The 20,776-nt window shown below is 68.1% G+C and carries 16 protein-coding genes; 3 read left to right on the top strand and 13 right to left on the bottom strand.

Annotated elements, in window-relative coordinates:
• The 11 genes from QMZ26_RS19300 to QMZ26_RS19250 form a co-directional block, all read right to left on the bottom strand.
• Positions 1-287 (bottom strand): hypothetical protein (locus QMZ26_RS19300; protein WP_283222389.1); only part of this gene is annotated, 287 nt, incomplete at its 3' end.
• Between the two features lie 222 nt (positions 288-509).
• The gene (locus QMZ26_RS19295) at positions 510-944 is read right to left on the bottom strand and encodes an SseB family protein (RefSeq protein WP_079223343.1); all 435 of its coding nucleotides are present in this window, start codon (positions 942-944) and stop codon (positions 510-512) included.
• A gap of 50 nt (positions 945-994) precedes the next feature.
• Entirely contained in the window at positions 995-1,330 is a 336-nt protein-coding gene (locus tag QMZ26_RS19290; RefSeq protein WP_200733037.1) for a hypothetical protein, read from the bottom strand.
• Positions 1,331-1,333: 3 nt separating this feature from the next.
• Positions 1,334-2,377, bottom strand: coding sequence for a S41 family peptidase (locus QMZ26_RS19285; RefSeq protein ID WP_283222388.1), 1,044 nt, complete (start codon positions 2,375-2,377; stop codon positions 1,334-1,336).
• 13 nt (positions 2,378-2,390) lie between these two features.
• Positions 2,391-3,308 (bottom strand): S41 family peptidase, encoded by a 918-nt coding sequence (locus QMZ26_RS19280; RefSeq protein WP_283222387.1) that lies wholly within the window; start codon positions 3,306-3,308, stop codon positions 2,391-2,393.
• Positions 3,309-3,513: 205 nt separating this feature from the next.
• Complete coding sequence (locus QMZ26_RS19275) at positions 3,514-6,537, bottom strand: autotransporter domain-containing protein (RefSeq protein ID WP_283222386.1); 3,024 nt, start codon at positions 6,535-6,537, stop codon at positions 3,514-3,516.
• Between the two features lie 186 nt (positions 6,538-6,723).
• The gene (locus QMZ26_RS19270; RefSeq protein ID WP_283222385.1) at positions 6,724-7,791 is read right to left on the bottom strand and encodes a DUF5009 domain-containing protein; all 1,068 of its coding nucleotides are present in this window, start codon (positions 7,789-7,791) and stop codon (positions 6,724-6,726) included.
• On the bottom strand, positions 7,791-8,939 hold the full coding sequence (gene nagA, locus QMZ26_RS19265; protein WP_283222384.1) for an N-acetylglucosamine-6-phosphate deacetylase: 1,149 nt from the start codon (positions 8,937-8,939) through the stop codon (positions 7,791-7,793). Before nagA ends, QMZ26_RS19270 begins: the two co-directional genes overlap by 1 nt.
• Positions 8,939-9,967, bottom strand: coding sequence for an SIS domain-containing protein (locus QMZ26_RS19260; RefSeq protein WP_283222383.1), 1,029 nt, complete (start codon positions 9,965-9,967; stop codon positions 8,939-8,941). The genes nagA and QMZ26_RS19260 overlap by 1 nt, the downstream gene beginning before the upstream one ends.
• A gap of 7 nt (positions 9,968-9,974) precedes the next feature.
• Positions 9,975-11,042, bottom strand: a complete 1,068-nt coding sequence (locus tag QMZ26_RS19255) for a LacI family DNA-binding transcriptional regulator (RefSeq protein WP_079223351.1) — start codon at positions 11,040-11,042, stop codon at positions 9,975-9,977.
• Positions 11,043-11,081: 39 nt separating this feature from the next.
• On the bottom strand, positions 11,082-12,371 hold the full coding sequence (locus QMZ26_RS19250; protein WP_283222382.1) for a sugar MFS transporter: 1,290 nt from the start codon (positions 12,369-12,371) through the stop codon (positions 11,082-11,084).
• A gap of 375 nt (positions 12,372-12,746) precedes the next feature.
• Here QMZ26_RS19250 and QMZ26_RS19245 point away from each other — a divergent pair, with 375 nt between their 5' ends.
• The 3 genes from QMZ26_RS19245 (at position 12,747) to QMZ26_RS19235 (ending at position 19,002) form a co-directional block, all read left to right on the top strand.
• Positions 12,747-13,763, top strand: a complete 1,017-nt coding sequence (locus tag QMZ26_RS19245) for a glucokinase family protein (protein WP_079223355.1) — start codon at positions 12,747-12,749, stop codon at positions 13,761-13,763.
• A gap of 150 nt (positions 13,764-13,913) precedes the next feature.
• On the top strand, positions 13,914-16,538 hold the full coding sequence (locus QMZ26_RS19240) for a TonB-dependent receptor (RefSeq protein WP_200733030.1): 2,625 nt from the start codon (positions 13,914-13,916) through the stop codon (positions 16,536-16,538).
• Positions 16,539-16,665: 127 nt separating this feature from the next.
• The gene (locus tag QMZ26_RS19235; protein WP_283222381.1) at positions 16,666-19,002 is read left to right on the top strand and encodes a family 20 glycosylhydrolase; all 2,337 of its coding nucleotides are present in this window, start codon (positions 16,666-16,668) and stop codon (positions 19,000-19,002) included.
• Positions 19,003-19,176: 174 nt separating this feature from the next.
• Here the strand turns inward: QMZ26_RS19235 and QMZ26_RS19230 are convergent, their stop codons facing one another.
• Complete coding sequence (locus tag QMZ26_RS19230; protein WP_283222380.1) at positions 19,177-19,569, bottom strand: VanZ family protein; 393 nt, start codon at positions 19,567-19,569, stop codon at positions 19,177-19,179.
• Complete coding sequence (locus QMZ26_RS19225; protein ID WP_079223363.1) at positions 19,566-20,750, bottom strand: SAM-dependent methyltransferase; 1,185 nt, start codon at positions 20,748-20,750, stop codon at positions 19,566-19,568. Before QMZ26_RS19225 ends, QMZ26_RS19230 begins: the two co-directional genes overlap by 4 nt.
• Positions 20,751-20,776: the final 26 nt, after the last annotated feature.

Raw genomic sequence — 20,776 nt, 5'->3', positions numbered from 1 at the left:
GTGATGCGTCCATGCAGCGGCCGCACGCTGCCGTCGGCCTGTTGCAGCTGCAGCAGCGCGCCCTGCCCGATCAGCGGTGCCAGCGCCAGGCTCGCATCCAGCGAGAGCGCCGTGATCGTCCACTGGAAGCCGATGCCGTCGATCTGCTCGACGCCATCGAGGGTTTCGGCCACCAGCACATCGGGGCCGCAGGTCGTATGCAGCCTGAGGAAACGATGCACATCGTGCGGCTTTGCCAGCGCCGAGCGCAGGGCAAGCCAGTGCAGACGAGAAGCGGAGCCATCCATGGAGCAACGCGCGCAGAGCCAATGAGCCATGAGCGTGTTGCGGGAAAGCGGCTCGTTGAAGAGGCAAATGCGACACGGGAGGCGTACCCCCCGCGAAACGCTGACACCATCAGGCCTTTGAGCGCTTTACAAAAAGTACGAAACACCCATGGCGGGCCCAGCAACCGGCGCGCAACCGCCCACGCCGGTCTGAAAACGACAGCGGGCGGATCGGGCCCTCGGTCAGTGCGCCATCCCGCGGGTAATCGCCGCAGCGCGATCCTTCAGCTGGGCCACCGCATCGGGAATCATCTCCATGCCCACATCCAGGCCCGGGTTCAGCACCAGGCCCACGCCCTCGCCGATACCGGCCAGCAGCGCGTGTACGGCAATCGGCATCGCATGGGCGAACTGCGGCAGCTGCTCGTGCCAGAGACCGGCGCGCTCGGGCGCGGTGAATACTGCGAACATCGGCTCGCCCCCCTCGCTGGTCAGCACCAGCGGCGAAATGGTCTCGTCCCAGGCGCCATCCTCACCGATGGCCTTGTCCAGCAGCACGAACACCGGCGCGGTCAGTAGGCCATCGAGGAACTGCGACGCGGTCAGCGTACCGTCCTGTGCCTGCAGCAGGCGAACCTCCAGGTCGTTGAGGGGTTCGAACGGCGTGTCGTGGTCCATGGTCGCTTCCGGTACGTGATTGCAGGCTGTCACTTTAGCAGGACGGGGCCTCAGGCCAGATAGCCCTGCCGCCACATCCACCCGGCCACCGCCAGGCCAGCCACCACCACCAGCATCACCGGCAGGCCGAAGCGGTGGCGGAACGGGATCGGCACCCCGCCCAGCTGCTGGTCCATGGTGTCGGTATCCAGCAGCCAGCCATGCCCGCAGCCAGTGCAGGCCAGTTCGTAGCGGCGCTGGTAGACGAAGCCGAACAGCAGATCGATGCGCGCCATGCGGTAGCGCAGCCGCGGGGCGAAGCCGGTTTCGGTCTGGCAGCGCAGGCAGTGATGGGCCTCGGTCGGGCCGACCACCACCACCCGTTCCTGCTGGCCGATCATCATCATCGGTCAGCCGTCCTTGCAGGCGGGCTGGGCCAGCAGCCAGGCCTGCGCGGCGGCCAGGGTTGCCGGTCCGGTGGCCGTGGTCTCGTCGGGCTGCAGCTTGGCACCGTCACCCTGTCCGTTGCGATCAGCCATCACATTGTGGGTCAACAGCAACGTGGTGCCATCCACCAGTGTCACGGGCCGATTGCCGGTGGAAAAGCCTGCGCTGGGTTGGCCGAAACTGCGGCTGCCCGCCTGCCCGCGGAATGCCAACGCGACGGCTTCACCTGAACTCGCGGTGCGTGCACCGATCAGTACCGCGACCGGAGCGCTACCTGCTCGCAGGCGATAAGCGGCCTGCCGCGAGCGCAGCCCCTGCGTGCCATCCTGCCGGACTTCACCTTCCCCTTGCCGCCACCACTGCAGGCCATCGGCACTGCGGAAAGCACCGATCAATGCCCCCTGGGCATCCGGTGTTCCCCGCAGCAACGGCAACAACCCCAGCAGCATGGGCCACATGTTGCCGCCACCGTTGCTGCCTGCATCCACCACCCAGGCGCAGCGCGTGCCGTCATCCAGATCGACGATGCGCTGCTGCAGCGCCAGCGCGTAGGCTTTGCGCGCGTCATGACGCTCCTGCTCGCTGCGCTGCAGATCCTCCACGAACGGGCCGACCTTCAGCACGCCAATGCGGGCATCGACGGCCGGGGATTCTGCCAACGCAGCGCCTTGCCCGGCATTCAGGCGCTGGGCGCGGCCTGAGCGTTCGCGCTGCTGGCTGGGTGATATCCATCGGCCATGTCCACGGCTGCTGCGCGTGGCCGCCTCATCCAGCACGCGTCGTTGCTGTGCACGGTCATCGCCTGCGGCGGCCAGCCGCGCGCGCACATCGTTCCAGTCCACGCGATCGCGATACAGGGCCTGTGTTTCCAGCAGGTGCAGCATCTGTTCGAGTGCTTCGGGGGAAGGCAATTCCACGCTGTCAGCCGGATCCGCGAAGGCCGGGCCCATGCAGGCGATCAGGAGGGCGGCGCCGACGACGGCGCGCGCGGGGTAACGTGAGTTCATTGTTGAATCCTTGTCAGCGTATGGCGCACGCCGGCTGTGCCAGCAGCCAGGCCTGTGCAGCGGAAATGGTGGCGGTGTCGCTGCGGGTGCGCTGGTCCGGCGTGATCTTCAGTCCATCGCCGCGGCCGTTGCGGTCCTGCATCACGCTGGTGGTCAGCACCAGCGAACTGCCGTCGACCAGAGTACGCACCACGTTGGCGGTGGACACGCCGGCGGTCGGCTCGCCGAAACTGCGCGTCTGCGGCCGACCGCGGAAGGCCAGCACCGTCGCTTCGCCGGCACTGGCTGTGAGCGGCCCGACAAGGACAGCCAGGGGCGCACCCCGCTGCTTCGCTTGATAGGCAGACTGGCCGAGGTCAACAATCACATCCGCACCAAGACGTACATCTGAAGGCGTGGAATGCCAGAGCATCGGCCCATCTGCTTCAGCGAACGCGCCCACGATCTCGTCAGCGACGGCGGTGTTCCTCAGCAGCGGCGCGACGCCCAGCAACATGGGCCACATGCTGCCACCGGTGTTTCCACGCAGATCCACGATCCACCCGCAGCGGCTGCCGTTGTCCTGCTCACGGATGGTCGCCTGCCAGCGCGCTGCGCGGTCCTGCATCTGCTGCTGCGCGGCCGGGCCAGGAACAACGGAGAATCCGCCGACGTCCACCCAGCCAATGCGCGGATCCAGGCGCGGTGCAGGGACAGGGGCGCCCACTGCGCCAGGCGCGGCAGTGCGGGCGGCGTTGACGCGACCGAGCCGCTTCCCTTCCGCCCGCATCCGCTCCGCGCTGATCCAGGCGCCGTGCCCGCCCGTGCTGCGGCCGATGGCTTCCTTGAGCACGTCACGGATCTTCTCCGGGTTGCCCTGGGCGGCACTCAAGCGCGCTCGCATCTCTGGCCAGTCCACGCGATCGCGGTACAGCGCCTCGCGTTCCAGCATGTCCAGCAGTTCGATGCGCGCCTGTGCGGTGGGCAGTTCGATGGCTGCAGCGGGGGCGGCCAAGGCCATGGCGCAGAACAGTGCCACAGCCATGACGCGCAGATCGACGTGCATTCGACGTTCCTTCGTCGTGGGTTACAGAAACAGCATACGCGCCTGCGGCGGATGTTGCGTGCATGCCACCACCGCCGGGCAAGGCCCGGCGCTACCAATCGGCGCGCAGGCCGATGTTGCCTTCGATGATGCGGCGCTTCTCGTTCCTGTCGCCGCCCAGTTCGCGCGTGTAGTCGGCCACGGCGTAGGCGCTGATCGTGCGGTTGAAGCGCGCGACCACACCGACACCGGCTTCCAGCGCGCGCGAGCGCTGCGAATTGATGATCGTGTCGCTGTCGAACTGGATGCGATCCTCGCCCGTGCGGTCGTGCCAGTAGTTCACCTTGAAGTACGGCTGCCAGCCGTTGTCGGCCAGCTGGTAATCGCCGACCAGGCGCAGGCCGATGCGGCCGGTCCAGGCGTTGTCATTGTCGAAGCGCACGGCCGACACCAGGTCGCGTTGGTCATCCAGCGAACTGCGCTGCCAGATCACCTGTACCTGCGGCTCCAGCCACCAGGACGACTGCCCGAACTGCAGCACGGGCTTGCCCGCTTCCAGCGACAGCGTGGTGCCGTCGCCCTTGACGTCGATGCCAAGCCCGCGCGAGGACCGCGTGCGGCCGTCGTAGCGGCTCTGCATGGCCACGGCGTCGAGGTAGCCGCCCTCGCTGCCCGTCAGGGTCCAGTACAGGCCCACGTGCTTGTCATCCAACCGGCTCTGCCCGACCTCCACGTTTTCCCAGCCCAGCGCCGTGCCGAGGGTCTTGCCCTGCGCGCGCGTGCGGCCGACGAACACGCCGATCTGGTTGCGATGGTGGTCGCCCGCGCCGGCCCACAGGTCCAGGCCGGCCTGCACGCCCATCAGGTCACCGTCGAAGCCCGGCTGGGCGTCGCCCTTCCACTGGATGTCGCTGCTCTGCCCCACCAGCCGCCCCCAGGCGGTGCGGAATGCGCCGTTGCTGTAGAGCAGGCGCTGTTCGCCCTGGCGCTCGTGGAAGGTACCGAGGCTGGCCAGCGAGGTCTCGCGCAGCAGCGGGGGCACGACCGCGTAGGCGGCAGTTTCCAGCCGGTACAGCGGCACCACGTCGCCCTGTGCCGGGCGCGCACCGGGGCTGGGCGGGATGGCGCCGGCGCCCGGCAGACTGCTGCCGGCCACCGGTACGTCGGGCACGGCCGGGTCGCTGGGCGGCGCCACGGGTGCGGGCTCGGGCGGCGGTGGCGGCGGTGCGGCTTCGCCCGCAGTCAGGTCCGGATCAACCGCGCCCTCCGGCGGCGGCGGAGGTGCGGGCGTGATCGGCGGTGGCGGGGCGACATCGGGCGTGGGCGGTGGTGGCACCGCATTGATGCCAATCCCATTGGGTGCCGGAACGGGACCAGCCACCAGCGTCGAACGCAGATACCAGTTCTCGCCCGTGCCCGCACTGACACCTCCCTTGAACAGGAAATACTCATAGGCGCCCGCCGCGACCGGCGCGAACAGCGAGAACGCATTGGCCGCCGTGGTCCCCCCATTGAGCGCCTGCACCACCAGGATGCCGTCGGCCAGCGTGGCCGCGCCGCCCCCGCCGGCGTTGAGGATGCCGATGCCGGTGGTGCCGCTGGCATTGCCGCCGTCGATCACCAGGCGGTCGCTGGTCGATCCATCCCCCGCCAGCACCGTGCGCAGGTACAGGCCGCCGCCCTCGCCGCGGTAGTTGCCGCGGATGCTGAAGACATCACCGGCACTGCTGCCGGTCAGGTCGATGCGGCCGGCGTTGACCACATCCACCAGCGCGCCGGCAGCGAACGGCCGCAGCGCATGCGCGCCGTTGCCGGCGTAGAGCGTGCTGGTGTCGTCCAGGGTGAGCGTACCGCTGCCTGTGCCGCTGTCACCCAGCACCAGGTCGCCATCGAAGGTCAGCTCGGTGCTGCTGGCGAGGCTGATCGCCTCCCAGTTCTGGAAGCGGGCCACGCCGGTGGTCTTGACGTTGTTGAAGCTGAGCCGGTCAGTGCCGCTGCCTCCATCAAACAGTGGCACCGCGCCCAGGTTGGCCTGGTTGAGGTTGCTGAGCGTGGCCACGTCGTCGCCGGGCCCGCCATCGATGGCGCCGTAGACGATGCCGCCGCCATTCCAGTTGAAGGTATCGTTGCCGGTGCTGAGCAGTACCTGGCCGCGCACGGTGCCATCGGTGATGGTCACGCTGTCGTTGCCACCACTGACGCTGATGTTGCCGCCGATGTAGGCGGTGCCGGAAATGATGATGGTGTCGGTGTCGAAGCCGGTGACCACGTTGCCGTCCACCGTGCCGCCGGACTGGTCCCACAGGTTCTTGTCCAGTTTCATGTTGACCCGGCCGATGCGGCCGCCGGTCATCCAGGCCTGGTCGCCATCCTCGAAGGCACCGATGATGCGGCCGCCACTCATGCGGAAGGTATCGATGTTGTCGCCCTGCTGCAGCGCGCCGATGGTGCCGCCGGTCATGACGAAAGCGTCGGCGCCGCTGCCCTGCGTCACCAGCCCGGTGACCGTGCCGCCACTGACCGTCATCTGGTCATCGCCGCTGCCCTGGTCGACGCTGTCGAGCGTGCCGCCGCTGATCAGCAGCACGTCGTTGCCATCGCCCTGCAGCACGCCGCCGCTGATGCTGCCGTCGATCATCTCCAGGCGATCGTTGCCGGCACCGAACTGCACGCCGGTAAGGCCCGTGATCGTGCCGCGGTTGACCAGCACGCTGTCACCAGCGCCGACGAACTGCAGCGCGGTGTTGTTGCCGGTGCTGATGCTGCCGAGGTTGTCGACGCGGCTGCCGCCGCCCAGTTGAACGGCAATGCCGCCTGCCGAACTGATCGCCCCCTGGTTGCCGAGCTGGTGGCCACCGGCACCGACCAGGGTGATGGCACTGCCGCCGCCGCTCTGCTGCAGCTGGGCGCCACTGGCGACGGTGACGGTGATACCGGATTCGCCGCTGGCGCTGACCGGCACGGTCTGCGGGTTGGGTGCGGCGGCACTGCAGGTGACGGTCTGCCCGGTGAGCGGAGCGACGCTGTCGCAGCCTGCCCATGCGATGGGCACAGTGGCGGCCAGTGCGGCGGGAAAGGCCAGGGCCTGCAGCAGGCAGCGGGTCAAGCGATGCGGACGCGGTGCGGCAACGGACATACGGCACTCCTGGATCGGGAAGTCAGGAATTGCGGATATGGACACTGCGGGCGCCGCTGGGGCGCCATGAAGGGTTCAGGTGTGACGTTATGCCGGAAGCATCACAGTGCGAGTGTGAAATCGCGCGGGCATCACGTGGCGTGCATGTGCATGAAAGCGTTCAGGCCAATCCAAGGGTAGATGCCCTCAGATCTTCAGGTAGATGCGACGCCGGTCCAGCCACCACGCCACGCCCCACCACAGGGCGACGAACGCCAGCGCCTGCAGCATCGACGCCAGCGCCAGTGCCTGTGGCAGCGCGGTGGCCAGCTGCTGCCACACCCAGCCCCAGGCGCCGGTCGCCAACAGCAGCACCGACATCACCGAGGCGCCAAGGTAGGCCGTGATGGCATTCACGCCGAAGCGGCGGCCCAGCGCGGGCCAGCCGCGGCGGTCGATCAGCAGGTGTGCCAGCCACAGCGCCACCGCGGCCAGGCCGCCGGTCCACAGCACATAGCTCGGCGTCCACAGCTGCTTGTTGAGCGGCAGTACGCTGGCCAGCAGCAGGCCCAGCACGGCCGTCGCCACACCCAGGCCGGCCAGTGCACCCGCACGCCCATGGCGCAGCAGGGCCCCGGCCAGCAGGCCCAGCACCGTGCTGGCCAGCGCGCCGAGGCTGCTCAGCAGGCCTTCCGGGTCGTGGCCGAGGCCGGTATCGGCCTGCCACTGGTAGATGAAGGGCGCGAACAGCGTGGTGTCCAGGCGGCTGGTGGGGTTGGTCCACGCTGCCAGATCGCCGATGCCCAGCAGCAGCACCGTATAGGCCACGAGCAGCGCCACCAGCAGCGCGGCCTGCACGCGTGGCCGCGCATACACCGCCACCACGCCGACCACCGCCGCACACAGCGCAATGCGCTGCAGGACGCCCCAGATGCGGAAGTGATGCGTGTGCAGCGCCCACCACACCAGCAGGTGCAGCAGCACGCCGGCGATGGCGATGCGCAGCGCGCGTTCGAGCACGCCCTTGGCCAGCGCTGGGCGTGCCAGGGGATCCTGTGCACGCGGTGCCACGCTGAAGGCCATCGACACGCCCACCAGGAACAGGAAGAACGGGAACACCAGGTCGGTGGGCGTGCAGCCATGCCATTCCGCGTGGCGCAGCGGCGCGAACACCGCACTCCAGTCACCGGGATTGTTGACCAGCAGCATCGCCGCCACGGTGAGCCCGCGCAGGGCGTCGATCGAGCCCAGCCGGCGTGGCGGCGCAGCGTTCATCAGGCCGCCTCGTACTGTCCGGCGATCCAGGTGCCACGCACCTGCAGGGCATCGTCCAGCAGCACCAGGTCGGCCTGGTAGCCTTCGGCAATATGGCCCAGGCGGTCATCCACGTTGAGGAACTGCGCCGGGTAGGTCGATGCCATGCGCGCGGCCTCGGCCAGCGGCTGGCCGAGCAGCTGCACGGTGTTGCGCACCGCGGTGGCCATGTCCAGCGCCGAGCCCGCCAGTGCGCCGGCGGCATTGCGCACGACGCCGTCGACGGCGGTGATGGTTTCGCCGTACAGCACGTAGCTGGGGTCATCGGCACCGACCGGCGGCATCGCGTCGGTCACCAGCAGCAGGCGGCCGCGCGGCTTGGCGGCCAGCGCCACGCGCAGGCTGGCCGGGTGCACGTGCACGCCATCGACGATGATGCCGATCCAGCTGTCGCGGTCTTCCAGCGCTGCACCGACGGCACCGGGCTCGCGCCCCTGCAGCGGCGACATCGCGTTGTACAGATGGGTGAAGCCGCGCACGCCGGCATCCAGGCCATCGCGGATTTCTTCGTACGTGCCTGCGGTATGCCCGGCCGCGACGATCACCCCGCGCTCGACCAGCGCGCGGATGGTCTCAAGTGGCACGCGTTCCGGCGCCAGGGTCAGCAGGGTCACGCCGTTGTCCAGCGAGGCGGCCAGGGCGATTTCCTCGGCATCGGGCACGCGGAACTTGCTGGCGTCATGGGTGCCCTTGCGCGCCGGGGCGATGTACGGGCCTTCAAGATGGATGCCGATCACGCCCGGTACCGCCTGTGCGATCGCCTCGCGCATCGCCGCGATCGCTTCGCGCATCACCGCCACGTCGTCGCTGATCAGCGTCGGCAGCATCGCCGTGGTGCCGAAGCGCCGGTGGGCCTGCGCGATGGTGCGCAGCGAGGCGACATCCGGGGTGTTGTTGAACAGCGCACCGCCACCGCCGTTGACCTGCACGTCGATGAAGCCCGGCAGCATCCAGCCGCCGCCGAGGTCCACCTGCTCGTCGGCCAGGCCCAGCTGCGGGGCGGCATCGGGCAGCAGCGCGATGATGCGGCCGTCTTCGATCACCACCGCCAGGTCGTCGCGGAAATCATCGCCGGTGAGGATGCGGGCGTTGCGCAGGACCGTGGCCATCAGACCGTCTCCGTGACCTTGTTCAGGTGCGGCGGCAGGTCGGGATTGAAGCCACGGCGGATCGCCAGTGCGTTGATGGCGCGGTAGAAGCTCTGCACGGTCAGCAGCGGTGCGCACAGCGGGTGCGGCGCCACGGCCACCGGCAGGTCGCCCCCGGCGCCGGCCAGCCACACCTGGGCACCGCGCGCACTGAACTCCTCGACCACCGCACGGGTACCGGCGCCAGTCTCGTCGGGCTGGGCGAAGGCCAGTACCGGGAAGTCACGGTCGACCAGCGCCATCGGGCCGTGCTTGACCTCGGCCGAGCTGTAGGCCTCGGCGTGCAGGCTGCAGGTTTCCTTGAACTTCAGCGCCGCTTCCTGCGCCGCGCCCAGGCCCAGGCCGCGGCCCAGCACAAACAGGTTGGTGGCCCCGACAAGGCCGTCGGTCACCGCGCTCCAGTCGCACTGCCACGCGGCGCGCAGCGCATCGGGCAACAGGTCCAGCGCGTTGCGCAGGCTGCTGTCCTGCTTCCAGTACGCGGCCAGCTGCAGCAGCGCGGCCAGCGAGGCCAGGTAACTCTTGGTTGCCGCCACGCTCTTCTCGGCACCGGCATGCAGCGGAATGACCGTGTCGGCCAGCTGCGCCAGCGGCGAGTCTTCGACGTTGACCAGCGCGATCACGCGCGCGCCGGCGGCCTTGGCCGCTTCGGCGTTGCGCAGCAGGTCCGGGCTCTTGCCCGACTGCGAAATGACGATGAACAGCGCGCCACGCAGGTGCAGCGGCGCGGCATAGACCGAGCCCACCGACGGCGACGCGGAGGCGACCACCAGGCCCAGCTGGGTTTCCAGCAGGTACTTGCCGTAGGTGGCGGCATGGTCGGAGCTGCCGCGCGCGCAGGTCACCACGAACGGCGGCGGTGCCGCGCGCAGGCTGGCGGCCAGCGTTTCCAGGGTGGCGTGGTTGCGGGCGAACTGGCGGGCAACCACGTCGGCCGCTTCAGCAGCCTCGGCGAACATCAGGGTGGCGGTGGGGTCGGACAGCGACATGGCGGACTCAGGCGGGATCGGAAGGAAGGGGGCGCACGCTGGCCGGGCGCATCGGTGCGGTGGAACCGCGCACCACCAGCTGCGGCACGAAGCCCTGGTTCTGCAGGGCGGCGGGGGCATCGTCGTAGGCATCGCTGCGCAGCTGCGCGATCAGCAGGCGCGCGGCATGGCGGGCGATGTCCTCGGTGGCCTGCTTGGCGGTGGTCAGCGGCGGCCACGACTGGCGCGAGAACGGGCTGTCCTCGAAGCCGGCGATGGACAGGTCGTAGGGCACGTTCATGCCGGCCGACTTGGCTGCCGCCAGCACGCCGGCAGCGATTTCATCGTTGGACCCGAAGATGGCGGTGGGCGGTTCGCGCAGCGCCAGCAGGCGGCGCGCGCCCCGGAAGCCGTCGTCGAAGGTGTAGTCGCCCTGCACCACCAGGTGCTTGTCCACGGTCATGCCGTAGTCCTTCAGCGCGGCTTCGTAACCGGCATAGCGTTCACCCGAAGACCGGTGCGAGGAGCCACCCCAGAGGAAGCCGATGCGCTGGTGGCCGAGCTGGATCAGGTGCTCGGTGACTTCGTAGGCGGCCTCGCGGTCGTCGACGAACACGCAGGCGCCATCGGCCGGATCCTCGGTGGCGGCGATGATGCGCACCAGCTTGATGCCGCGCGCGGTCAACGTCTGGATCAGGTCGCGGCGCTCGGACATCGGCGCGGTCAGCACCAGCCCGGCCAGGCGCGAACGCTGCACCCAGTCGGCCAGTTCATCGGCCAGCATCGGCGAGCTCGAATCACACGGATGGATCTGCAGGCCGAAGCCGGTTTCGCGGCAGGCGGCGAGCACGCCGTTCTGCACGCCGATGATGTGGTACGGGTTGGGGTTGTCGTACACCAGCCCGATGACGAACGTGGTGCCGCTGCGCAGGTTGCGCGCCGACGGATCGGGTTCGTAGTCGAGTTCGGCGATGGCCCGCAGCACCCGCGCACGGGTGGCCTGCATCACCGACGGTTCGTTGTTGATGACCCGCGACACCGTCTTCAGCGAGACCTTGGCCTTTTCGGCAACGTCCTTGATGGTCGCTCTGCGCATCGGCTTTTCCTGGGGTTGGCTGCCGTCCATCATCGCCGATCAGGCCTTGTCCTGCGGCAGGCCGGCGCGATGGCCGATCACCGAGTAGAACAGGATGTACAGGTAGCACGGCACCATCAGCAGGACGAACACCAGCTGGAAATCGATGTGCTGCTTGAGCACCGCGAACAGCTGCGGAATGATCGCGCCGCCGGCGATGCCCATCACCAGCAGGGCCGAGCCGGTTTCGGTGAAGCGACCCAGGCCGCGGATGGCCAGCGGGAAGATGGCCGGCCACATCATCGCGTTGGCAAAGCCCAGCAGCGCCACGAAGGCCACCGAGACATAGCCGTGGGTGGCCCAGGCGCCCAGGCAGAACAGCACGCCCAGCACCGCCGAAATAGTCAGGTAGCGCGACTGCGACACCACTTTCGGAATCAGCAGCAGGCCGACCACGTAGCCGATGAGCATGGCGAACAGGGTCAGCGAGGTGAACATCTTGGTCTGGTCCAGCGGCAGGTTGAAGCCGTGGCCATAGGTACCGATGGCATCGCCGGCCATCACTTCCACGCCGACGTAGACGAACAGGCACAGCACGCCCAGCCACAGGTGCGGGAACTGGAAGATGCTGCGGCGTTCGGCAGCACCCGCGGCCTTCGGCGTGGCATTGGCTTCGGACGGCTTGATTTCCGGCAGCGGCGAGAACAGCACCGCCACCGCCAGCACCACCAGCACACCGGCCATGGCCAGGTAGGGCGCGTGGATCTTGGCGGCGAATTCGTTGAGCAGCTGCGCCTTGGTGGCCTCGTCGGCAGTGGCGACGGTGGCCGACAGATCGCCGATGCCATGCAGCACCAGCGTGCCGATCAGCACCGGTGCCAGCATGCCGGCGATCTTGTTGCAGATGCCCATCAGCGCAATGCGGCGCGCGGCCGTTTCGATCGGGCCGAGGATGGAGATGTAGGGATTGATCGCGGTCTGCAGCAGGGCCAGGCCGCTGCCGATCACGAACAGGCCACCGAGTGCGCCCGGGTACCAGCGCTGCGTGGCGAATTCACCGAACAGTGCCGCGCCGCCGGCCATCACCAGCAGGCTCAGGCTGAGCCCCTTCTTCATGCCGGTGCGGCGCAGGATCCACGACGACGGCAGGGCCAGGAAGAAATAGGACAGGTAGAACACCATCAGCACCAGGAAGGCACCGACTTCGCTGAGCTCGAAGGCCAGCTTGACGAAGGTGATCAACGGGCCGTTGAGCCAGGTGAAGAAGCCGATCAGGAAGAACAGCACGCCGACGATGGCGATGGAGGCGGCAACGTTCGGGCGCGCGCTTGCAGCAGTGACGGCGGACATCGGGTGGGCTCCTGCGGCGACCACCGCAGAAGGCGGTGTCGGAGAGTGGCTGGGAACAACGTTGTCACATTCTTTCGATGGACCACAGCGGTTTGTCAACTTGATTGCACGGGCCCGATGTGGCCGTGCTGCACTGCGCAAGGCGACACCCGCGATCCGCGCTGAATGCGCTCTGGCCCTAGAGGCCCATGGCGCAACGGCTTCCGGGTTAACGCCAGGTCAAGACCATGTAAACGTTTACCGTGTCTCTCATTCGTTGCGGCGCAGCAACGAAAGTGTCACGAACTCGTTGACATCGTTGTCAGCGCAGTTACAGACTCCGCCCAATCGCCGGGCCTTTCGTGGGTCCGGCCCTCACCTGCAGCAGGAGCCCGCGTGACCGCCAGCCACCCCGCCCCGGCCCATGTCCTGTCCCGAGTCGCGCCCTCGTTCCTGGCCGCCGACGTCGGTGGCACCCATGTGCGCGTGGCCCGGGCCCAGGCCAGCGGAGACGAGGCACATCCGGTGCAGCTGCTGGAATACCGCAAGTACCGCAACGCCGACTACGCCGGCCTCAGCGCGATCCTCACCGACTTCCTCGGTGACAGCGCGCGGCCCAGCCAGTGCGTGGTGGCCACCGCCGGCTTCGCCCGCGAGGACGGTACGGTGATCACCGCCAACCTGCCGTGGCCGCTGTCGGCCCGCCAGGTGGAAGCGGACGTCGGGCTGCAGCACGTGCACATCGTCAACGACTTCGAAGCGGTGGCCTATGCCGCCGCGCAGGTGGATGCCAGCGGCGTGCTGCACCTGTGCGGCCCGGAAACCGCACCGCGCGGCCCGACCCTGGTGGTCGGCCCCGGCACCGGCCTGGGCGCCGCACTGTGGATCCCCACCCCGAACGGCCCGGTGGTCCTGCCCACCGAAGCCGGCCAGCCGACGCTGGCGGCCAGCACCGAACTGGAAATGGCGATCGTCCGCCACATGCAGCGCGACCGCGCGCACGTGTCGATCGAACACGCGCTGTCCGGCCCCGGCCTGATGAACCTGTACCGCGCCATCTGCGCGCTGCAGGGGCAGGCACCGGTACTGGCCAGCCCAGATGCGGTGACCGCCGCAGCGATGGCCGGCACCGATGCCCTGGCGCGCCAGGCGCTGGATGTGTTCTGTGGCCTGCTCGGCAGCACCATCGGTGACATGGCCCTTTTCTATGGCGCACAGGGCGGTGTCTACCTGGCCGGCGGCATCCTGCCGCAGATCCGCGAATACCTGCATGCCAGCACCTTCGTCGAACGCTACCTGCAGAAGGGGCCGATGGGCGAAGCGCTGGCACGCATCCCGGTGAAGGTGGTCGAGCACGGGCAGCTGGGCGTCATCGGCGCCGCCAGCTGGTTCCTGCTCCACGCCAACGCCTGAACCGCAGTACGCAGCAAGCAGTACGCAGCACCGCAGTACGCACGACGCACTGGAATCGCACCATCGCGCCTGGCAGCCCCTGCTGGCGCCAGGCATGACCTGCCATTCGTTCGCCGCCGACAACGCACATCAGTGATGAGGAGAGACATCATGAACACCCGCAAGACTCTGCTTTCGGCAGCCATCGTCGGCTGCCTCGCCTTCTCGGCGCACGCCCAGCAGGCCACCCCGCAGGACCTGGACACCGTGCAGGTGGTGGGCATCCGCGCCAGCCTGGAAAAGTCGCTGGACACCAAGCGCAACAACGTCGGTGTGTCCGAAGCGATCACCGCCGAGGACATCGGCAAGTTCCCCAGCACCAACGTTGCTGAAGCGCTGTCGCAGATCCCGGGCGTCACCCTGGACCGCCGCTTCGGCCAGGGCGAGCGCGTCAGCATCGACGGCACCGACCCCAGCCTCAACCTGTCCTTCCTCGACAACCACCCGGTGGCGCAGGCCATCTGGCTGTATGGCGAGCAGCCCAACCGCGGCTTCGACTACACGCTGCTGGCCCCGCAGATCCTGGGCCGCGCCGAGATCATCAAGTCCTCCGAAGCGCGACTGACCGAAGGCAGCCTCGGCGGCACCGTGCTGATGCACACCCGCCAGCCGCTGGACCTGAAGCAGAACGAAGTGGCCGCCTCGGTGGGCTACAGCTACAGCCAGCAGGCCAGCGAAGGCAAGCCGAACGCTGCCGTGCTGTACAGCTGGAAGAACAACGACGAAACCTTCGGCGTGGCCGTGTCGGCGCAGCATTACGAAGAAGCCGTCGACCGCCAGGGCAAGGAAGTGTTCGGCTACACCAAGGCCAGCACCTTCCCCAACGCCACCGGCGTGGCCGCCGACGTGGACGTGCCGAACTCGTTCAACGCCGCCTGGTTCCAGCAGGAACGCAAGCGTGACAGCGCCGTGGTCAACCTGCAGTTCAAGCCGACCGACGAGCTCGAGTTCAACCTGAGCGGCATGTACATCAAGGAAAAGTTCGACAACTACAACCAGTCGCTCTATTCCTTCCTGACCTGGAACCCGGGCACCGTCAACGCCGTCAACCAGCTCGGCGACGTGCGCAATGGCGTGGCCACCAGCGGCCACTCCAACCCCAGCGCCATCGCCAACAGCGGCACGCTGATCTATGACAACAACGTGCGCCTGTCCGAAGTGGTCACCAAGGGCGTGGACCTGCGCGGCGCCTGGAAGGGCGAAAGCTGGGGCGTGACCGGCCAGGCCGGCCAGAGCAAGTCCGACAACAAGAACCTGGCCCAGTACTTCATCGAGCCGTTCTACAACGGCGGCTACAGCTGGAACATGGACAAGGGCATCACCTTCGATGACCCGGCAGGCGCCCGCGACCCGGCCAACTGGGGCTCGGCCGGTGGCTGGTTCGGCAACAACGGCGTGTTCTCCACCGAGAGCAAGGACACCTACGCCCAGCTTGATTTCAACGTCCAGTTCGACAGCATCTTCAACCAGCTGCAGTTCGGCGTGCGCCACGGCAAGCACGATGAGGCCTTCACCCTCAACGTGTACGGCGGCGTCACCCCGGGCACGCTGGCCGACGTGGGCACCATCGGCCTGACCGACATCCAGGGCTTCACCAGCGACCAGGGCCACCACGTGCAGGCCGGCCGCAACAACGTGCTGAACTGGGTGCGCAACAGCCCGATCGACTACAGCAACCCCGATCCGGCCAGCTACCTCAACAACAGCTGGGCGCTGACCCAGACCAACAACGCGGCCTACGCGCAGCTGAACTTCTCCAACGGCCCGCTGCGCGGCAACCTGGGCGTGCGCTACGTCGATTCCAAGACCGAAGGCAGCGGCTTCGTCTACGGCGGCACGCCCACCCTGACCGACCTGGACAGCAAGTGGCAGACCCGCACGAAGAAGGAAGACTTCGTGCTGCCGTCGTTGAACGTGGCCTGGGACACCGACAACGACTGGGTGTTCCGCTTCGCCGCGGCCAAGGTGATCGCCTGGGCGCCGTACAACCAGATGGTCAACAACACCTTCCTCAACGACACCACCCTGACCGGTTCGGGCGGCAACGCCGATCTGTCGCCGTATGAGTCGTGGAACTTCAACGCTTCGGCCGAGTACTACTACGCGCCGCAGGCGGTGGTGGCCTGGTCGGTGTTCTACAAGAAGATCGACAACTACATCGATACCTCGGCCACGATCGAGCGCCAGTACAACTCGATCCGCGATACCTCGCCGGCCACCTGGGCGAACCTCGTCGGTACCAACGGCTGCACCGCCGACGGCTACTGCGACTACAGCATCCAGCGCCCGCGCAACGCCGGCAGCGGCCACGTCAAGGGCTTCAACATCAGCTTCCAGCAGCCCTTCGGCGAAAGCGGCTTCGGCCTGACCGCCAACTACACCTACGCCAATGGTGAGAACAACACCGGCGATCCGCTGCCGTACCAGTCGCGCAATGCCATTGCCTTCAGCCCGTACTACGAGAAGGGCCCGATCAATGCGCGCCTGACCTACAACTGGCGTGACAGCTACCTGGCCGGTGGTTACGTGGCCGGTGCCGCCCCGTCCAGCGTGGACGACTACGCGGAACTGGGTGCCAGCTTCGGCTACACCTTCAACGACAACTGGTCGCTGACGGTGGACGCGCAGAACCTGCTGGACGAGACCTACTTCCAGTACCTGGGCGACAAGGAACACCTGGCTGGCAAGTACAAGAGCGGCCGCCGCTACATGGCCACCCTGCACTTCAAGTTCTAAGACTGCACCAGCTGCACATCGCGACGGGCCCGGATTTCCGGGCCCGTCGTACGATGGGAGACCGGAATCGCCGCCTGCGCGGCGGCCACGCGCGGCACAGCGAGCCGCCCACCACAGGAGTGAGACGATGCGACCGTTCCCCCTTGCCAGCATGCTGCTGGGCATGGCGCTGCTTCCCGCCGCCGCCCAGGCTGCCGATCTGCCGGCACTGGATACCGGCCCCGGCCCGCAGCTGCGCGCCGGCAGCCTGATGCTGATCCCCGCGCCGGCCAACGTGCAGCGTGGCAATGGCGCCGGCATCACCGTGGCCGCAGGCACGACCCTGCGCGCCGACAGCGAAGCCGAGCAGCGCGTGGCAGCCCAGTTCGCCGATCTGCTCGCCCGCAGTGGCGGCCCGCGCCTGGCGCTGGCCAGCGGCAAGACCGCGGCAAAGGCCGGCGGCATCCGCTTCCAGATCATTCCCACCTTCCGCGACAGCGGCGAGGGCTACACGCTGGAGAGCACCGCGCAGGGCGTGCTGGTGCAGGCCGGCAACGAGACCGGCCTGTTCTACGGCGCCACCACCCTGGCCCAGTTGGCCACCGGCGGCAGCCAGGGCGTGCTGCCGGCCGTGCAGATCCAGGATGCGCCGCGTTTCAGCTGGCGCGGCTTCATGCTCGACTCGGCACGCCACTTCCAGAGCCTGGATGAAATCAAGCGCGTGCTCGATGCCATGGCCGCGCACAAGCTCAACACCTTCCATTGGCACCTGACCGATGACCAGGGCTGGCGCATGGAGATCAAGCGCTACCCGAAGCTGACCGAAGTGGGCAGCTGCCGCCTGCCGGCCGGCGATGGCGGCATCGATCCGGTGACGAAGCAGGAATACCCGTACTGCGGTTTCTACACGCAGGAGCAGATCCGTGAAGTGATCGCCTATGCGGCCAAGCTGCATATCCAGGTGATTCCGGAAATCGACGTGCCCGGCCACGCTACGGCGGCGATCGCGGCCTACCCGGAACTGGGCTCGATCGGCACGCCGCTGAAGCCGATCAGCGAATGGGGCGTGTTCCCGAACCTGTTCAATGTCGAGGACGGCACCGTCACCTTCCTGGAGAACGTGCTGGAAGAAGTGATCCAGCTGTTCCCCGCCAAGTACGTGCACGTGGGTGGCGACGAGGCGGTGAAGGACCAGTGGATCGCATCGAAGCAGGTGCAGCAGCGCATGCGCGAACTGGGCATCAAGGATGAGATGGCCATGCAGAGCCACATCATCAAGCGCCTGGAGACCTTCCTGGAGGAACACGACCGCCGGCTGATCGGCTGGGACGAGATCCTCGAAGGCGGCCTGCCGCCGCAGGCCACGGTGATGTCCTGGCGCGGCACCGAAGGCGGCCTGGCGGCAGCCAGCAGCGGCCATGACGTGGTGATGTCGCCGGTCAGCCACCTGTACCTGGATTACCTGCAGACCGGCTCGCCGAACGAGCCGCCGGGCCGCCCGGCGCAGGTCAACCTGGCCAAGCTGTACGCCTTCGAGCCGGTGCCGGCCGAGCTGGCCGCCGACAAGCGCGGGCACATCCTGGGCCTGCAGGCGAACATGTTCACCGAGCACACGCGCAGCTACGCACGCCTGCAGCACAACCTGTTCCCGCGCCTGGCCGCCGTGGCCGAAACCGGCTGGAGCACGCCGGAGCAGCGCGACTTCCGCGATTTCCTCGCCCGCCTGCCCGCGCAGCTGCAACGCTACCGCGCCTGGGGCCTGGCCTATGCGCAGACACCGTTCGAAGTGGGCGTGGCCCATACCGACGACCGCGCCGCGAACACGGTGACCGTGTCGCTGGCCAACCCGCTGGGCTATGAAGTGCGCTACAGCACCAACGGCAGCCCGGTGACGGCGTCCTCGCCGCTGTACCAGCAGCCGCTGACCCAGCCGCTGCCGGCCACCGTGCAGGCGGCCGCGTTCTTCCAGGGCCAGCCGCTGGCCGCCGCACCGACGGTGGCGTCGTACACCGCGCAGTCGCTGCTCAGCCGCCACAGCCAGGAACTGCGCAGCTGCGTGGGCGAAAAGGGCCTGGTGCTGCGCCTGGAAGACGACGGCCCGCGCGAAGGCGCACGCACGGTGTTCACCGTGGACATCTTCCAGCCGTGCTGGCGCTGGCCGTCGGCACAGCTGGACGGCATCGGCAGTGTTGAAGTGCGGGCCGGGCGCATTCCGTACTACTTCCAGCTGGCCCACGACGAGCCCGCGCGCAAGTTCGAGAAGGCCAGGAGCCGCAACGGCGAGATGCTGGTCCGTCGCGGTGACTGCACCGGCAAGGTCGTGGCCCAGGTACCGCTGCCGGCCAACACCGATGCCGATGGCTTTGTCACCCTGCGCGCGGCGCTGCCGAAGGGGATCTCGGGTCGCGACGATCTGTGCATCAACTTCACCGGCGATACGCGCCCGGCGATGTGGGTGCTGGATGAGATGACGCTGCAGAAATGACGCGGGAACGGGTGGAGCCGAGCATGGCTCGGCTCTACCGGCACGACATCCACGCATGGCGTGGATCTACTGGAAGGCTTCACCCACGCGTGGCGTGGATCTACTGTAGAGCCGAGCCCATGCTCGGCTGCATTTCACGGGAAAGCCGAGCATGGGCTCGGCTCTACAGGCCCCTCAGCCCCGCCAGCGCAGCAGGATGTCGCGCAGCGGGGTCAGGGCGGTCGCCAGGCCCGACAGCACGCCGATCGTGTTGGCCAGTGCATCCATCGGGTCGGCGCTGCGGTTGCTGGTCAGCGCGCCCTGCGCGAACTCGATGCCCACGCCCGTCAGCACCAGCCCCACGCCCGCCCACAGCAGCGGCGTACCACGGCGGAACAACTGCACCGCGCTGCCGGACAGGATGAAATAGGCCAGGAAATGCTCGACCTTGTCGCCGTTCTGCGGCAGGTCGATCGGCGGCGGCGGGATCAGGCAGACCACGATCACCACCAGCACTGCCAGCAGCCACAACGCCGTCCACAGCCGTGGGCGACGCAGCGGCTTGATCACCGGCAACGCCGCACTCACAGGCGCCAGCTCAGGTCACCCAGCTCGAAGGCCGGTTCGAAATCCACCTCGCGCTGCAGGCCGATCACCTGGAAGCGCTCGCCCATCTCGGTCGGCAGGGTCAGCTTCTTCACCTGGTCGCGCAGCTGGATGCGGCCCACTTCATCGGTACGCTCCTCGGCCAGCACCAGCACCTGGTCCAGCCCGTTGCCAAGCAGGAAGCTGGTCTGGCTGCAGTAACCGGCCAGCTCGAAGCCACCGTGCAGGCCCGCTTCGGCCATGGCGGTGAAATCGACCGACGCGGTGATGTCCTGCAGCCCCGGCCAGCGGTACACCTCGTTGTGCACGTGGTGGCGGTAGAACGCGCGCACGGTGCCATCATCGCGGTCGTGCTGGTAGAACTCGCCGCGGTTGTAGCCATAGTCGACGAACAGCATCGCGCCACGCTGCAGGCCGCCGGCCACCGCCTGCAGCCAGTACGGCAGCTGCGGCAGCACTTCGGAGCGGTAGCCATCGGCGAAGGGCTTTTCCAGATAGCGTTCCAGGTGCCGCACCGCGCCGTTGAGCAGCACGTCGGCCGGCTGCGCGCCGCGCATGAAGTTGCCATCGCCATCCAGCTCGACGGTTTCCTCGTAGACCTCGCCGTCCTTGATCAGGAAGCGCGGGGTCGGCAGCGCGTCGATCACCTCGTTGGCAAACACCACGCCGTCCCAGTCATCGTCGAACGGGCGGTCGACCCATTCCACCCGGCCGGCCAGCTCGGCCGGCAGGTTCTGCTGCAGGCGCTGCTGCTGGCGCTGGCGCAGATCGGCACTGGGCTCGAGGATGGCGTAGCGCGCCGGCAGCGCGTCCAGTTCGGCCAGGCGCAGCAGCACGGCCTCGGCGAAGGCGCCGGTGCCGCCGCCCAGCTCCAGCATGCGCGCGTGCGCATCCAGCTGGGCGAACACCGGGGCCAGCGCGTTGGCCACGCTGCCAGCGAACAGGCTGCCGAGCTCGGGCGCGGTGGTGAAATCGCCACTGCCGCCGAACTTGCTGGCGCCGGCGCTGTAATAGCCCCAGCCGGGGGCGTACAGGCACAGCTCCATGAAGCGCGAGAACGGGATCGCCCCGCCCTGCGCAAGGATTTCGGCACGCAGGGCGGCCGCCAGCTGGTCGCTGTGGGCCAGGGCGTCGGCTTCGGGCAGAGGGAAGGTGGGCTGCATGGTGTCTTCGAATGCGGTGACAATGG

The sequence above is a fragment of the Stenotrophomonas sp. PFBMAA-4 genome (assembly GCF_030053215.1).
Classification (GTDB): Bacteria; Pseudomonadota; Gammaproteobacteria; order Xanthomonadales; family Xanthomonadaceae; genus Stenotrophomonas.
Note: the sequence above shows the minus strand (reverse complement) of the source record. Positions and strands in the feature narration are given on the sequence as shown.

Bases quoted from the DNA above. Each gene is read 5' to 3' on its own strand.
- QMZ26_RS19225 (WP_079223363.1), bottom strand. From the start codon at position 20,750: ATGCAGCCCACCTTCCCTCTGCCCGAAGCCGACGCCCTGGCCCACAGC.
- QMZ26_RS19260 (WP_283222383.1), bottom strand. From the start codon at position 9,967: ATGTCGCTGTCCGACCCCACCGCCACCCTGATGTTCGCCGAGGCTGCT.
- QMZ26_RS19250 (WP_283222382.1), bottom strand. From the start codon at position 12,371: ATGTCCGCCGTCACTGCTGCAAGCGCGCGCCCGAACGTTGCCGCCTCC.
- QMZ26_RS19275 (WP_283222386.1), bottom strand. From the start codon at position 6,537: ATGTCCGTTGCCGCACCGCGTCCGCATCGCTTGACCCGCTGCCTGCTG.
- QMZ26_RS19240 (WP_200733030.1), top strand. From the start codon at position 13,914: ATGAACACCCGCAAGACTCTGCTTTCGGCAGCCATCGTCGGCTGCCTC.
- QMZ26_RS19295 (WP_079223343.1), bottom strand. From the start codon at position 944: ATGGACCACGACACGCCGTTCGAACCCCTCAACGACCTGGAGGTTCGC.
- QMZ26_RS19280 (WP_283222387.1), bottom strand. From the start codon at position 3,308: ATGCTGGAACGCGAGGCGCTGTACCGCGATCGCGTGGACTGGCCAGAG.
- QMZ26_RS19285 (WP_283222388.1), bottom strand. From the start codon at position 2,377: ATGAACTCACGTTACCCCGCGCGCGCCGTCGTCGGCGCCGCCCTCCTG.
- QMZ26_RS19235 (WP_283222381.1), top strand. From the start codon at position 16,666: ATGCGACCGTTCCCCCTTGCCAGCATGCTGCTGGGCATGGCGCTGCTT.
- QMZ26_RS19255 (WP_079223351.1), bottom strand. From the start codon at position 11,042: ATGCGCAGAGCGACCATCAAGGACGTTGCCGAAAAGGCCAAGGTCTCG.
- nagA (WP_283222384.1), bottom strand. From the start codon at position 8,939: ATGGCCACGGTCCTGCGCAACGCCCGCATCCTCACCGGCGATGATTTC.
- QMZ26_RS19270 (WP_283222385.1), bottom strand. From the start codon at position 7,791: ATGAACGCTGCGCCGCCACGCCGGCTGGGCTCGATCGACGCCCTGCGC.
- QMZ26_RS19290 (WP_200733037.1), bottom strand. From the start codon at position 1,330: ATGATGATGATCGGCCAGCAGGAACGGGTGGTGGTGGTCGGCCCGACC.